Raw genomic sequence first — 13,960 nt, 5'->3', positions numbered from 1 at the left:
GCCGGGCCGCCGCTCTCAGTGATAGTGAATGGGCACTTCGAAGCAGCGGCCGTCCTCGATGTGGAGGCGACGCGAGGCGACGTCGAAGATGCGTTCATCGTGTGTCGACAGGACCACCGCGCACTTGGCGCGCATCGACAGATCCTTGAGCTGGTCGACCACCAGACGGCCCGAGACGCGGTCCAGCGCCGAGGTCGGTTCGTCGGCGATGATCAAATCGGGCAGCCCGATCATGGTACGGGCGATCGCGACGCGCTGCTGCTGGCCGCCCGACAGCTCGTCCGGCCAAGCGGATGCCTTGTCGCCGAGGCCAAGCATGCCGAGCAGATGCCGCGCCCGCAGTTCGTCCCACGCCGGATCGGCGAGCGGCGTCGTCGATACGCCGGCGACCACATTCTGCAGCGCCGTCAGCGAGGACAGGAGGTTGCGCTTCTGAAACAGGAAGCGGATGCGATTGCGCAGGACGTCGAGGTCCGAACCGCCCAGCCCCACGATGTCGGTGCCGAGCAGCCGTAGCTTGCCTTCCGACGGCTTGCGCATGGTGCCGAGAATGGTGAGCAGCGTCGTCTTGCCCGAGCCCGACGGGCCGGTGACGATCACCAGCTCGCCCTCGCGGACCTGCATGTTGATGTCGTACAGCACGTCCACCCGCTGCGGCCCCTCGCCGTAGTGGTGGTGAACATCCACCGCCTCGACGACCGCCGGCCCGAACCCCTGCGTGTCTGACATCTCGGTCACTCGAACAGCATGATGGGATCGACCCGCCACAGCCGCCGGATGGCGAACAGGCTGGAGACGAGCGTCATGATCAGGCAGGCGACCAGCGCCACGACCATCTCGCGCAGGCCCATCGTCATGCCCAGATGCATGGCCGCTTCCGTGGCGCCGTAGACGAAGCGACCGAGCGTGAAGGCCACGAGAAAGGCCGGCGTGATGATGGCCGCGCCGATCTGGCCGATCATGAACAGGAAGAACCACCAGTCGTAACCGAGGCTCTTCAGGATGGCATATTCGGGCAGGTAGAAGCGGATGATCTGGTACTGGGCATAGTAGATGAAGACCATGCCGATCATCACGCCCATGACGAAACCGAGATCGGTGATGTAGCCGACCGGCGTCTCGCGCGACCAGTAGATGCGCTCGCGCTTCTCGAATTCACGCAGCGTGAGGACCTCACCTCGGCCGGCGAGGGCCGTGTTGATTTCCTGGCGAACGGCGCTGACGTCGGAGCCCTTCGCGAGCTGGATCGCAATGAACGCCGGCCGGTCCGACCACCACGACCCGAACACCTCGGCCATCGTGTCCTCCGACATGATGATCGAGCCGTCGTTCAGCACGTTGGGACCGAGCGAGAAGTTGCCGACCACGAAAAGCTGGCGCAGCAGGCCGCGATTGTCCGGCGGCCCCAGAACCTGGAACTCCGGCTTGCCCGGGCCGACCTGATCTGCGAGGTCGCCGAAATAGGGCCGTGATTCGCGATCGTAGAGCATCCTGCGGGCTTCGCGCAGGCGATAGAGATTCTCTCGCAGCCCGGGAACGTCGATCGCAGGCCGCTCGACATCGACGGCATACCAGGCGATGCGGCGTGCGCTTTCCATGCCCTTGTGCATGATCGACATGACGCCGAACCAGAACGGCAGCGTGTTGGTTACCGCCGGGTTGGCTGCAACGACGTCGGTCAAGGACGCCGGCACCTCGGCATGGAGCTGCAGCGACTTGAAGCCGTAGGGCACTAGGACGAGATCGCCCACCACCGAGCGATGAAGACGGATCGCCGAATCGTATACGGCACGCTCGATGCCGAGCTGTGCGAAGATCACCAGCAAACTGGCCGTCACACCGGCGAGCGACAGAAGTGTGCTCGTACGCTGGCGCTTGAGCTGTTGGGAGCCCAGCGGCATGCGCGTGGCGGTTATAGCTGCTGCACGCAACCGGGCGAGCGAGAAGCTCGGACGCCAGTTAGCCCAGCGCCGCGGCAGCGACTTGACCGCTGGCAGCGTCAACGCCATCAGAGAAAGGTGACGCGCGTCTCGCGGCCGAGGACCTGCGGCATGCTGGACGGGTCATCGAGTTGGATCTCGACCTGGACCACGCGCGCGTCGGTCGAGGAACCGCCATCGGGCTCCATGCGCTGCATGCGCTTCACGGTCGGCGCAACGCGCGAGATCGTGCCGTAGTAGACGGTGGGGCTGCCGCGGAACGTCACCTCCACCTTCCCGCCGGTCGCAATTCGCCCGACGTTCAACTCGTCGACATCCGCCAGAACGCGGAGTTGCGACAGGTCGACGATCTTGGCGATCCCGTTCTGCGAGACGCGCTCGCCCTGGCGCGTATAAACTTGGATCACCATCCCATCGAGGGGCGAACGCACCAGCGCCTGCTCGCGCGTGTTGCGCGCATTGTCGAGCTTCGCCTGGATGATGGAAATATCGGTATCGATCTGCTGAAGATCAGTCTGCAGCGTCTCCTTCAGAACGCGGAGCTTGGCCTGCTCGCGCTCAAGACTCTGGAGGGAAATGCTCTGCTCGAGCTGCTTCTGATCCGGCGGCTTACCCGAACGCTGCATTTCGAGGTTCTTGAGTTTGACCTCCTCGGCCGTCGACTTGACCACGACTTCCTGCATGGCGATCTCGGCCGCACGATAGCCGCTGACCATCGCTTCGCGGGCCTGCCGGGTCTTCGAGAGTTCAGCCTCCGTGGTACGCACGGCTATGTCGGCCTTGGGATAATTGGAGAGCACGGCGATGACCTCGTCGCGCTTCACCTTCTGGCCGTCGGAGATCTTGAGTTCGATCAGCACGCCGCCGCCGGCGGGATCGCCGGCAATCAGCGCCGTGCCGGCCGGAGCATCGGTGTATCCCCGCGTGATCAGCGGCGCCACCGGACGTGGTCCGTCCTGAGCGCTACTCGTCTGCCGACTGGGCATGATCCACAGGGTCAGCGCCGCGGCAACGAGCAACACGGCGAATCCTGCGGCGCCCCAAGTGAACTTTTTTGCCTGCGCCATAATAGATGGTACCAGAAAACCCTCGGGCACGCTGCCCCTAGTTAGAAGCTGGTCGACGTGACGAGATTTCCTCGCGCGACCCCCACGATCGAGAAAGTACGATAGATTGATGTCAATATCTTGTCGTACTCGTAAAGCGGGGCGTTGGTGATATAGACGACGTCCTTCGGCAGCACCGGGAACTGCTGCGCGATGAAAATAGACACGGGCTGGTAAAGGTCCAGCCGGAAAACGCGCGCCCGGGCCGTGGGATTGTTCTGCAAATCCCCCATCCTGAACACATAAACGCCCGTTTTGTTCGCACGGGCATCATTGAGCCCACCGACCATGCCCATGGCCTCGAGCAGGCTGATCGTGTGCTTGGACATGTCGACATTGCCCGCCTTGATCACAGCGCCAAGCACCGTGAACATCCGCGGATTGGGGCGCACGACAATCTCGTCGTTCTTCTGGAGAGCGATGTCCGCCCCGGCGAGCAGGTCGGAGAATTGCGACTGCAGGATCATCTGGCCGTTGCGGCGGACGACCACTTCGAACTGGTTGGCGCCGACGCCGTTGGGGGCCTGCCCGCCGATGCCGGACGGACCGCCCGCCTTGTTGATGGCCTCGACGACGGAGCGCACCCCTTCAAGCAGGGACACCCGCCCGGGGTTCCTCACATCGCCGGAGACCATGACCGTGTGCGTCCGGTCGGCGACGAATTCGACGATGACCTGCGGGTCCTGGGCCTTGCCGGAAGCCGCCACCTGCTGGGCAACCTTCTTCTCGATCTGGCTCAGGTCGAGGCCTGCAACCTTGACCGTGCCGACGAAGGGCACGTTGATCGTCCCGTCGTCGGTTACGCGCTGGACACCGAAATCCGCTCCCGGCCGCTGAATGGTCGGGAAAATGCTGCCTTCGTAGGGCTCGAAGATCCGGACCTTGATGGCGTCACCCGGGGCAACCGCGACCCTGGCTCCAGCCGGTAGCTGGCTTACCGTCGAGGGTCTGTCGATGGGCGGGGGCTGGCGGTAGTTCGCAATGGTCGTGGGCGTGAGGTCGATCACATCGAACGGCAACGCATCGGTCGCAGCAGAGGATGCGCCTCCCATCCAGGGGCCATCGCCTGGCAAGGCGGTACAAGCCGCCAAGCCAACTCCCAAGCCGAGGACAATGGCGGTAGGGCGCGCGGTAGCACGCAGCCAGCTCCAGATTGTCAAATCCCAATCTCCGTCCGGAACTGTCGCCACGCTTCGCGTCGCGCCTTGTCCCAACTCATTGATATCGCTCTCAGCCCAAACCGTAGTTAACCCGCGGTACGGCGCCGGTGCAAGCTTTCCCCAGTGGATGGGCGCGGATCCTTCTCAAGTCGTGCCGCGGCTTCTTCGGTCGTCGCGGCGATTTCGAGAAGTTCGGAAAAGCCACTGACCAGGAGACAGTCCCAGGCGGCGCCTCCGAAGCGACAGAAAACGATCTGCGCCTGCACCTTAGCCGCCTTGTGCATCACGGTCGCGAAGGTTCGCACGCCGGCAGCACTCATGTAGGCGACCTCGCTTCCGTCGACGATGACACGCGCTCCAGGGCGCAGGGCTGCCAACAACATGCCCTCGACCGCCGATACGGTCACCGTGTCGACCTTCGCCGGCAACATCACGGTGGAAATCGGCTGCCTGCTACTGTTGCTGTTCATGTGGGCTTCCCGGATTCGGTATTCTTCGACGAGTCTTCAGCGGGTCCGCGTCGATCCCGCCACTGGCCTCCGAGATCGGTGCCACGCCACTGGATGGCACGACCCGACAAAGCACTTACGATCAAGACGGGTGCGAGGAGCTCTCGCACCAGCGCCGCGGTCGCTCCGCGCATCCCGAACGGCAGGCCGCGTCCCGTCATGAACCATTTCTCGGCCAACAGCCAGGCAAGGGTATGGAGCAACAGGGCGCCAACGACGAGCCCCCCGTTCGCCCCCGAACAGACGAGGGCGGCGACGCCGGCCGCGCCCGTAGCGGCCCAGCCGATCGCGGGCTCCCAGAGGACGAGCGGCCAGACCGGCAGACGCAATCGCGTGCGGGCCCATCGCACCTGACGCCGCCACACGGTCGACCAGGACCGCTCCCCGAGTGGCAGGCGCGGCATCACCGCCCCGAGAGATGTCGGCAGGCCCAGTTCGCGAACCGAGCGCACGACCGAATAGTCGTCGGCAATCCAGCGGTTGAAGCCCCTCCAGTTGCCGATCCGCTGCAGCGTGTCGCGGGTCATGATCGTAACGCCGCCGGAGGCCACGGCGAGACCGAGCCGATCGGCGGCAAACAGAAACTTCGCTTGATGGCCGTCGATGTAGGCACGCTCGATCTCGGCCGCGAAGTTCTGCGGCGCGTCGGCCGCCTTGAGAGCGAGCACCAGCCCCGTCCCTGCCGCGAGCGGCGCGGCTGCCCGGGTCAACTCCTCAAGGCTGAGTTGGATGCCGGCGTCGCACAGGGCGACGACTTCCCGGCTGGCCGCCTCGAGCCCCTTCCGCACATTGTTCATCTTGGGATTGAAGGTATCGTCTGTGCCGACGAGGATTTGCGCCTCCGGCCAGATTCTTATCGTCGGCGCCACCGCGGGATCGTCGTCGCGCGCCACGCAGATCAGAACTTCCGCACCGGCCTCCGCGAGCCGGCGCAGGACCAGCACATAGTCCGCCGTCGCATCCTCGACGCCGGCCATGGGCGCCACGATGCTGAAATCACGCGGCGTGTGGCTCGCAGCGAGGGTTTGCCGGGGGGACCGCGCCAGTGCGGCACTTGTCCATTGGATGGCCGAGCCGAGCGACCACCAGCCGAAGCCGAGCCATGCCAGGATGCCCGGCTCCATGCGGCACTACTCGCCCGCAGCAACCTGCTTGGCGTTGCCGGAGGAGAAGCGCTGGACGTCGTCTTTCTCGACCAGCAGGGCACGATGGTAGGAGCGGATGACGTCGTTCGGATCGCCCTGCTCGCGGATGCGTCCCTCCTCGATCCAGATCGCGCGCGTGCACAGGCGGCGGACCTCGGCCATCGAATGGGACACGAAGAGCAGCGTCCCCGTCTTGCGGAAATTGTCGATCCAGTCGAGGCACTTGCGCTGGAACGCGGCGTCACCGACCGACAGCGCTTCGTCGACGACCAGGATTTCGGCCTCGACATGGGCGCAGATCGAGAAGGCCAGGCGTGTGCGCATGCCCATCGAATAGTGCTTCACCGGCTGGTCCATATATTCGCCGATGCCGGCGAACTCGGCGATCGAGTCGAACTTGCGCAGGACCTCGCTGCGCTTCAGCCCGAGCACGGCGCCTCCGATCAGGACATTCTCGCGACCCGACAACTCCATGTCGAAGGTCGAGCCCAGGGCCAGCACCGGTGCGATGCGGCCATTGACCCTGAGTTCACCATGGCTGGGCAGCGTCATGCCGCAGACGACCTGCAGCAGAGTGGACTTGCCGCAGCCGTTGCGACCCAGGATGCCGATGCTCTCGCCCTTCCTGACCTCGAGGCTGATGTCGCGCAGCACCCAGAACGGCTTGAAGTACGCCTTCCACCAGCCGAACAGGACCTGCTTCAACCAGTCATTGCGGTGAGCATAGAGCTGGAAAGCCTTGCCGAGGTTCTTCGCCTCAACGACGATCTCAGAGGACGTCGACGATGACATTCCGATACCTGTCAAAGAACCAGTAGCCGAAATAGAAGCTGAACAGCGAAATAAACAATGTCCAGCCGTAGAGGATCATGTTGGGCAATCTGCCCCCCAGCACCAAGTCGCGCAGAATTTCGACAAAGCAAACCAGCGCATTGCCATACATCCAAAAATCGTAGGGCGCCGGCACCATCGACGGCAGATAGAAAATCGGCGTCGCAAACATGAAAAGAGGCACGATCGTGATCATCAGATAGCCGGCATCGCGCGTGAATGCTCCGAGAGCCGCCAAGAACCATGACATGCCGATCAAGAACGCGATGAACGGGATGAAAATGAACGGCAGCAACAGCACCGTCACGGGCAGCTCGCCAATCACCGCCAATTGGAACAGCAGCATCACCCCCAGGGAGATCAGCGTATAGGCCGTGGCGCGCAGCGTCGAGATCACCGCCAGCATGTCGCTGGGAAAGATCGTCTGCTTGATGAAATGGGTGTACTCGTGCAGCAGCATCGGTGCACGAAATGCCATCTCTGAGAAGAAATTGAAGATGATGAGGCCGCCGAAGATGAATAGGGCGTAACCGGCCTGGCTCTTGGCCAGATTTTCGGGCAGCGGCAGAGTCAGGGCCGTGCTGAACACCAAGGAATAGACGGCGATCATCAGCAGGGGCGCAATGATCGCCCAGATCCATCCGGCGATCGATCCCTTGAAGCGTTCGCGCACTTCACGCCGCAGGATGGCAGCGATCAGGTCGCGATGCTGAAGCATGCGGACGAACGGCTTCACGATGAAGCTGAAGAGGCGCTCGATCGGACCGAGATGCTCGACCACGATCTGCTTGCCGTTGACGACTTTCACCGACGGCATGAGCCGTTCTTCTCCTTCTTGGGTCCAGTGGTGAGCCCGGTGGGGTACGATCCCACGACCCTCTGATTAAAAGTCAGATGCTCTACCGCTGAGCTACGGGCTCTTTCCGGTTCCGCGCCGCGGGCTTCTCCGCCGCGCGGCGCCCATATAAAGTGCGGGGGGCCGATGGTCAACGCGACCTTGCCGGCCTCACGCCTTGCTGAACTTGGCTTTCAGACGCTCGAATACCCTCTTGGACACGAATTGCGACGTGTCGCCGCCCAGACGGGCGATATCCTTCACGAGGGACGAGGCGATGAACTGGTGACGGTCCGACGCCATCAGGAAGATCGTCTCGATTGCAGGCTCCATGCGCGCATTCATGTTGGCCATCTGGATCTCGTACTCGAAGTCCGAGACGGCCCGCAGTCCGCGGATGATGACCGACGCGTTCACGTCGCGGGCGAAGTGAATCAGCAGCCCCTCGAACGGCACCACCGTGATGCGATCGCGGTCCGCCTGTGGAAAATCCGCGATGTCCTCGTTGATGATTTCGATCCGCTCCTCGAGCGAGAACAGCGGTCCCTTGCCCACGTTGATGTGCGGGCCGATCACCAGCCTGTCGACGAGGCGCAGCGAGCGCCGCACCACTTCCATGTGCCCGCTCGTGATGGGATCGAACGTGCCCGGATACACCCCGGTGCGTTCTACGGCCATGTCTCCCCCTTGTGCGCAGACTGCGACGGCGAAGTCTTAGCGACACGACCGATCCTTATCCACCGTTTGTTTCGGAACTGGAGTCCTGCTCTGTTCCCGTACCCGGCTCCGCCTGGATGTCGCCATTTCCGACGTTGCCGGCATCGTCGTCGCCGATCCGCACAGCCGTCACGACGCGCTCGCCCTCGCTCACGTTGACGATGCGCACGCCGCGCGTCGCCCGCCCCGCGATGCGGATTCCATCCACCGGACAACGGATCAGCGTGCCGGCATCTGTCACCAGCATGATCTCGTCGGTGTTGAGCACCGGCAGTGCCGCGACGATCTCGCCACCCTTGGCGAGACTCATCAGTTCCACGCCCTTGCCGCCGCGACCGGTCACCCGATACTCGTAGGCCGAGGTGCGCTTGCCGAAGCCAGACGAGGCCACCGTGAGGACGAACTCCTCCTTGGCCTGCAACTCCGCAAAACGCTCGGGCGACAGGGTGTAGGTCGTCGAAGATGCCTCCTCGCCCGCGACCGCCTCCTCCTCTGCCGCTTCCGCGACCGGCTCGCCGGAGTCCACCGCGTTCTCCGCCTGACGCAGCGCGCGCGACTGGCGCAGGTAAGCGTCGCGGTCCTCGGTGGGGATTCCCTTGCCGCCGTCGACCAGCGACATCGAGATCACCTCGTCGCCCTCGGCCAGCGCGATGCCGCGCACGCCGGTCGAGTTGCGGCTGGCGAATACGCGCACGGTGGAGACCGGGAAGCGCATCGAGCGGCCCTGGCGCGTCGCCAGCAGAACGTCCTGCTCCTCGGAGCAGACGCTTACGCCGATCAGCCGATCGCCCGCGTCTTCCCCCTCGAACTTCATGGCGATCTTGCCGCCCTGGTTGACGCTGGTGAAATCGCTGAGCTCGTTGCGACGCACGCCGCCGCGCGCCGTCGCGAACATGACGTTCAGCTTCGCCCAGCTCGATTCGTCCTCGGGCATCGGCATGACGGCGCTGATGGTTTCGCCCTCGCCGAGCGGCAGCAGGTTCACGAACGCCTTGCCGCGCGCCTGCGGCGCGCCCAGTGGCAGGCGCCAGACCTTGAGCTTGTAGACGATGCCGCGACTGGAGAAGAACAGTACCGGCGTGTGCGTGTTGGCCACGAACAGGCTCGACACGAAATCGTCCTCGCGTGTGGCCATGCCCGAGCGGCCCTTGCCGCCTCGGCGCTGCGCGCGATAGGCCGACACCGGCACTCGCTTCACATAGCCGCCATGGGTCACCGTGACGGCCATGTCCTCGCGCTGGATCAGGTCCTCGATGTCCTGCTCGAACTCGTTGTCGACGATCTGGGTCCGCCGCGGCGTGGCGTACTTCTCCTTGATCTCGCGGAGCTCCTCGCCCATCAGCGCGAACAGCTTGCCGCGATCGCCCAGCAGCTCGAGATAGCCCTCGATCAGCTTCGCGACCTCGGTCAACTCCTCGGCGATCTTGTCGCGTTCCAGGCCGGTCAGGCGCTGCAGGCGCAGTTCGAGGATCGCGCGGGCCTGCACCTCGGACAGACGGTAGGTTCCCTCGGTCGACACTTCGCGGCCGGGCTCGGCAATCAGGTCGATCAACGGCTTCACATCGGCAGCCGGCCAGTCCTTGGCCATCAACCGCTCGCGCGCCACGTTCGGGTCGGGCGAGCGACGGATCATCTCGATCACTTCGTCGATATTGGCGACGGCGATCGCGAGACCGACCAGCACATGGGCGCGGTCGCGCGCATGGTTGAGCTCGAAGCGCGTGCGCCGGGTGATCACCTCGGCCCGGAACCGGATGAAAGCCTCGAGCAGCTCCTTGAGGCTCATCAGCTTCGGACGGCCGCCGTCAAGCGCCAGGGCGTTGACGCTGAAGCTCGTCTGCAGCGGCGTGAAGCGATAGAGCTGGTTGAGCACGATATCGGACATGGCATCGCGCTTCAGGTCGATCACCAGCCGCACGCCATCCCTGTCGCTCTCATCGCGAATCTCGGAGATGCCCTCGACCTTCTTGTCGCGCACCACCTCAGCGATGCGCTCGTGCAGCCGGGCCTTGTTTTCCTGGTAAGGTATCTCGGTGACGACGATCGACTCGCGGCCTCCGGACTTCGCCTCGATGTTGGTCTTGGCCCGCATGATCATCGAGCCGCGGCCTAGCTCGAAAGCAGCCCGGATGCCGTTGCGGCCGAGGATGATGCCGCCGGTCGGAAAATCCGGACCCGGCACGTATTCCGTGAGCTGCGGCACGGTCAGCTCCGGATTGGCGATCAGCGCCAGGCAGGCATCGATCAGTTCGCCGAGATTGTGCGGCGGAATGTTTGTCGCCATGCCGACCGCGATTCCACCGGCGCCGTTGGCCAGCAGGTTCGGATAGGCCGCCGGCAACACCGTCGGCTCGCTCTCGCGCTCGTCGTAGTTCGGCTGGAACTCGACCGTGTCCTTGTTGATGTCCTCAAGCAGCGTCTCGGAGACGCTGGCCAGACGCGCCTCGGTATAGCGCATCGCCGCCGGCGGATCGCCGTCCATCGAGCCGAAGTTGCCCTGCCCCGAGATCAGCGGCAGGCGCATCGAGAAGTCCTGCGCCATGCGCACCATGGCGTCGTAGATCGCGCTGTCGCCGTGCGGGTGATATTTGCCCATCACGTCGCCGACGATGCGCGCCGACTTGCGGAAGGGCCGCGTCGAGTCGTAGCCGCCCTCCTTCATCGCGTAGAGGATGCGGCGCTGCACGGGCTTCAGGCCGTCGCGCGCATCGGGAAGAGCGCGCGACACGATCACGCTCATGGCGTAATCGAGGTAGGAGCGGCGCATCTCCTCTTCGATCGTGATCGGGGCGATATCGTGCGGAGATGACGGGGGCGGAGGCGCGTCGGAGGGCGGCGGCGGCGCCGGCGGCAGTGTCGTATCGTCGCTCACGGAGACCTGGGATTTTTCTCGTTCTTGCAGCCCGTCCGGAGACTCCGGCAGGGGTATTTCGCAACCTACCAAACATGCCCCGGAAGACCAACAAAAATCGCCCGAAGAACTGCCCTTTAATGCTTTGATATTATTGACTAAATTCGCACCGAAAATACCTCGCGGAAAGGCCGAGAATTGCCCCCAGAAAATGCCCCGTCCCGCACCTCCGTCGTGGTCTTCGACATGGGCGGCGTGCTGATCGACTACAATCCGCGACACCTCTACCGGAAGCTGATCCCGCAGAAGGCGGAGATGGAGGCATTCCTGGCCAACGTGACCACCCGCGAATGGCACATGCGGCAGGACTATGATGGCGATCCCGCCACCGCCACGCGCGAGCTGCAGGCGCGTCATCCGGGCAAGGAGGCGCTGATTTCGGCCTATTACGACCGTTTCGACGAGATGCTCGACCACGCCTTCCCGGCGATGGCCGCCCTTGTCGAGCGCCTAGGCGACGCCGGCGTGCCGCTCTACCTGTTGTCCAACGCGCCCGGCTTCCTCGACGCGTGGCTGCGCGGACCGGCAAAGACAAAACACCCCTTCGTCGGTCGCTTCCGCGACTTCATCGTCTCCGGCAACGTCCGCTGCTGGAAACCCGACGCCGCCATCTACCGGCTTGCCTGCGACACCGGCGGTTTCAGTCCACAGGATGCGGTGTTCATCGACGACGTGGTGGCGAATGTGGAGGGGGCCCGGGCCACCGGCATGAGCGCCATCCATCACCGCTCGGCAGAAGAGACGATTGCCGAACTGCGGGCCCTCGGCCTTCCGGCATGAAGATACCTCCGGCTCTGGCGGAACTGCCGCAGCCGCTCTACTTCTTCGATGGCCAATGCGTCCTGTGCAGCCGCTTCGTCGCCTTCTGCCTGAAGCGCGATGCCGACGGGCGCCTCAGGTTCGCCAGCGCACAGTCGGCCCTTGGCAAGCGGGTCCTCGCCGCCCTCGACCTGCCCCATGACACGCTGGACCACACGATCTTGCTGCTGGAGGACGGCCAGGTCCACACACGCTCGACCGCCGCGTTGCGGGCGTTGCGCCATCTGAGAGGCCCCGCACGCTTTCTCTACCCGATGATCCTGCTCCCGAAGATCCTGCGGGACCCGATCTACGACGTCGTCGCACGCAACCGGATCCGCTGGTTCGGCCGACTCGATTCCTGCCTGGTGCCGTCGCCGCAGACGCGGGACCGCTTCATCGACCTGTGAGGAAGCCGCGATAGCGGACCAGCCGGCCGATCCAGGGCAGGCCGATCTCGACATCGAACCGGAAACGCCCCTCCTCATCCTCGGTCTCAACCGCCTTGATGAGGGGCCAGCAGAAGGACGGCAGCGGCACGCCCGCGAAACGCATCCCCAGCATCACCAGTTCGAGCCGGCCGCCTTTCACGGCCAGCCTGAGATCGAAGGCGAACGGCCCGAACCGCTCGACGATCCAGCCCATGGGTCGACGCAGCCCGATATCTTGCTGTGAACGCATGGTGCGGCCACCGACCCGCCGGATCCAGGTCTCGCGCCCGCCCTGTACGACGAAGTCGACCTCGATGGGGGCATCTTCCGCCTCGGGCGGCAAGGCGAACAGTCGAGCCACGACCCGTCCGGCGAGGCTGGTCGGCCCCTCGACCATGCACCGCCCGCTCCACCTCACGACGCCGCCGTCATGAAGGACTTGCCCGGCACCGGACATCGCACAGTAGGCACGGCCCAGGACGCGGCGATAGAGCGAGGGCCGGAACGACGCGCCGTCCTCGCCCCATCCCGATGCGATGCGCAGATGCGCCCGCACCCACTCGGCCTCGATCTCGGCCAGAGACAGGAGGCCGATACAGGGCATGGCGCCCCGCTGGGAGACTTCGCCGCGCGCCAGCTTGCGAACCAGCGCTGCCGCAGGCGTCGCCGGCACGAAAGGACCATCGCCGGCCTCCGCCACCAGGGCCCAAGTGCGCGAACCACCCGCGCCCTCGAGATCGATGCGCAGCCCGCCTCTGTCGGTGCCGAAGGCGCGCAGGCGGTCGGCGATCCAGGCCAACGGCGTCGCCGCCGGTTGCAGCGAGCGAAGCACCCCGAGCCTGACGGGGATGGCCAGCAGCCAGAGGCCGAGATGCAGGACCGAGAGTTCCAGACCCGCGCCGGCATAGGTCTTGGCGACGCCGAAACGCTGACGAAACAGGGCCGGCTCGGGCAGGTCGCACGAAGCCGCCCAACGCCGGCCCAAGCCGGGCACGGCGAAACGGCGAAGGCTGCCCCAGACATGCCGGCCCGGCTGATCAGGAATGGGCTTCCCCGCACCCGACAGGATGGCCTCGATCAGGGCGCGGCCGCGCGGCGCGTCATTTCCCGGCACGATGCCGAACGACACGCGGTCGACGGTCATACCCTCCTGCAACGCCTGCTCCAGGACGGCGCCGGTGAGTGCAGGCGCCGTGCTTGCTCCCGAACAAACGAACACGCCCGCAGCTCTCGCCGCCGCGTCCAGGCAGTCGATGCCGCAGACGAAGGCGCGATCGTCCGAAAGGTCGAGATAGTGGACGCCGTGACGGATGCAGGCTTCCGCGACCGCATAGTCCTGGCCTTGGAAGGGCCCAGCCACATGGATCAGAACGTCGAAACGCCGCAAGGCAAGCAGGCGATCGAGGTCGCGCCGCCAATCGAGCGCGAGGCCGGCCACGCCCAATTCTGCGGCCATCGCCTCGCCCTGCGCGCGATCGCGCGCGCCGATCGTGAGATCGATGAGAGGATCGTCCGCCAGCAGGCGGCATAGCCTGCCGCCAAAGACGCCCGTCCCGCCAAGGACGAGCGTCCGCATG

General features: G+C 64.9%; 13 protein-coding genes and 1 tRNA gene. 2 read left to right on the top strand and 12 right to left on the bottom strand.

Features of this window, described 5'->3' with window-relative positions; all coding sequences use genetic code 11:
- Positions 1–15: 15 nt before the first annotated feature.
- The 11 genes from ACQY78_RS27140 to gyrA form a co-directional block, all read right to left on the bottom strand.
- Positions 16–729 carry an ABC transporter ATP-binding protein gene (locus tag ACQY78_RS27140; protein ID WP_428681163.1) on the bottom strand — a complete coding sequence of 238 codons (714 nt, stop codon included), beginning with the start codon at positions 727–729 and terminating at the stop codon, positions 16–18.
- Positions 730–734: 5 nt separating this feature from the next.
- Positions 735–2,009 carry a hypothetical protein gene (locus ACQY78_RS27135; RefSeq protein WP_428681161.1) on the bottom strand — a complete coding sequence of 425 codons (1,275 nt, stop codon included), beginning with the start codon at positions 2,007–2,009 and terminating at the stop codon, positions 735–737.
- Positions 2,009–2,962: an HlyD family secretion protein gene (locus tag ACQY78_RS27130; protein WP_428681159.1), complete on the bottom strand. Its 954-nt coding sequence runs from the start codon at positions 2,960–2,962 to the stop codon at positions 2,009–2,011. The genes ACQY78_RS27135 and ACQY78_RS27130 overlap by 1 nt, the downstream gene beginning before the upstream one ends.
- 86 nt (positions 2,963–3,048) lie before the next feature.
- Positions 3,049–4,137, bottom strand: a complete 1,089-nt coding sequence (locus ACQY78_RS27125) for a polysaccharide biosynthesis/export family protein (RefSeq protein WP_428681157.1) — start codon at positions 4,135–4,137, stop codon at positions 3,049–3,051.
- Between the two features lie 155 nt (positions 4,138–4,292).
- The gene (locus ACQY78_RS27120; RefSeq protein WP_428681155.1) at positions 4,293–4,676 is read right to left on the bottom strand and encodes an STAS domain-containing protein; all 384 of its coding nucleotides are present in this window, start codon (positions 4,674–4,676) and stop codon (positions 4,293–4,295) included.
- Complete coding sequence (locus ACQY78_RS27115; RefSeq protein ID WP_428681153.1) at positions 4,673–5,839, bottom strand: glycosyltransferase; 1,167 nt, start codon at positions 5,837–5,839, stop codon at positions 4,673–4,675. The genes ACQY78_RS27120 and ACQY78_RS27115 overlap by 4 nt, the downstream gene beginning before the upstream one ends.
- 6 nt (positions 5,840–5,845) lie before the next feature.
- The gene (locus ACQY78_RS27110; RefSeq protein WP_428681151.1) at positions 5,846–6,652 is read right to left on the bottom strand and encodes an ABC transporter ATP-binding protein; all 807 of its coding nucleotides are present in this window, start codon (positions 6,650–6,652) and stop codon (positions 5,846–5,848) included.
- Complete coding sequence (locus tag ACQY78_RS27105) at positions 6,630–7,508, bottom strand: ABC transporter permease (RefSeq protein ID WP_428681149.1); 879 nt, start codon at positions 7,506–7,508, stop codon at positions 6,630–6,632. Before ACQY78_RS27105 ends, ACQY78_RS27110 begins: the two co-directional genes overlap by 23 nt.
- 28 nt (positions 7,509–7,536) lie before the next feature.
- Positions 7,537–7,611 (bottom strand) — tRNA-Lys (locus ACQY78_RS27100).
- 86 nt (positions 7,612–7,697) lie between these two features.
- Positions 7,698–8,204 carry a pantetheine-phosphate adenylyltransferase gene (coaD, locus tag ACQY78_RS27095; RefSeq protein WP_428681147.1) on the bottom strand — a complete coding sequence of 169 codons (507 nt, stop codon included), beginning with the start codon at positions 8,202–8,204 and terminating at the stop codon, positions 7,698–7,700.
- A 55-nt stretch (positions 8,205–8,259) separates the two neighbouring features.
- The gene (gene gyrA, locus ACQY78_RS27090; RefSeq protein WP_428681145.1) at positions 8,260–11,115 is read right to left on the bottom strand and encodes a DNA gyrase subunit A; all 2,856 of its coding nucleotides are present in this window, start codon (positions 11,113–11,115) and stop codon (positions 8,260–8,262) included.
- 213 nt (positions 11,116–11,328) lie between these two features.
- On the opposite strand from gyrA, the gene ACQY78_RS27085 reads away from it, so the two are divergent.
- Complete coding sequence (locus tag ACQY78_RS27085; protein ID WP_428686521.1) at positions 11,329–11,934, top strand: HAD family hydrolase; 606 nt, start codon at positions 11,329–11,331, stop codon at positions 11,932–11,934.
- On the top strand, positions 11,931–12,362 hold the full coding sequence (locus ACQY78_RS27080) for a thiol-disulfide oxidoreductase DCC family protein (RefSeq protein ID WP_428681143.1): 432 nt from the start codon (positions 11,931–11,933) through the stop codon (positions 12,360–12,362). The genes ACQY78_RS27085 and ACQY78_RS27080 overlap by 4 nt, the downstream gene beginning before the upstream one ends.
- Here the strand turns inward: ACQY78_RS27080 and ACQY78_RS27075 are convergent.
- Positions 12,349–13,959: a DUF4166 domain-containing protein gene (locus tag ACQY78_RS27075; RefSeq protein WP_428681141.1), complete on the bottom strand. Its 1,611-nt coding sequence runs from the start codon at positions 13,957–13,959 to the stop codon at positions 12,349–12,351. The two genes, ACQY78_RS27080 and ACQY78_RS27075, sit on opposite strands and share 14 nt — an antisense overlap.
- Position 13,960: the final 1 nt, after the last annotated feature.

Source organism: Reyranella sp., from assembly GCF_965279625.1.
GTDB lineage: Bacteria > Pseudomonadota > Alphaproteobacteria > Reyranellales > Reyranellaceae > Reyranella.
The sequence above is the reverse complement of the archived record's forward strand: the minus strand, read 5'-3'. Positions and strand labels throughout refer to the sequence as shown.

Excerpts from the sequence above, each read along its gene's own strand:
- ACQY78_RS27140 (WP_428681163.1), bottom strand. The coding sequence starts at position 729 with ATGTCAGACACGCAGGGGTTCGGGCCGGCGGTCGTCGAGGCGGTGGAT.
- ACQY78_RS27135 (WP_428681161.1), bottom strand. The coding sequence starts at position 2,009 with ATGGCGTTGACGCTGCCAGCGGTCAAGTCGCTGCCGCGGCGCTGGGCT.
- ACQY78_RS27120 (WP_428681155.1), bottom strand. The coding sequence starts at position 4,676 with ATGAACAGCAACAGTAGCAGGCAGCCGATTTCCACCGTGATGTTGCCG.
- ACQY78_RS27115 (WP_428681153.1), bottom strand. The coding sequence starts at position 5,839 with ATGGAGCCGGGCATCCTGGCATGGCTCGGCTTCGGCTGGTGGTCGCTC.
- ACQY78_RS27110 (WP_428681151.1), bottom strand. The coding sequence starts at position 6,652 with ATGTCATCGTCGACGTCCTCTGAGATCGTCGTTGAGGCGAAGAACCTC.
- ACQY78_RS27105 (WP_428681149.1), bottom strand. The coding sequence starts at position 7,508 with ATGCCGTCGGTGAAAGTCGTCAACGGCAAGCAGATCGTGGTCGAGCAT.
- coaD (WP_428681147.1), bottom strand. The coding sequence starts at position 8,204 with ATGGCCGTAGAACGCACCGGGGTGTATCCGGGCACGTTCGATCCCATC.
- ACQY78_RS27080 (WP_428681143.1), top strand. The coding sequence starts at position 11,931 with ATGAAGATACCTCCGGCTCTGGCGGAACTGCCGCAGCCGCTCTACTTC.
- ACQY78_RS27075 (WP_428681141.1), bottom strand. The coding sequence starts at position 13,959 with ATGCGGACGCTCGTCCTTGGCGGGACGGGCGTCTTTGGCGGCAGGCTA.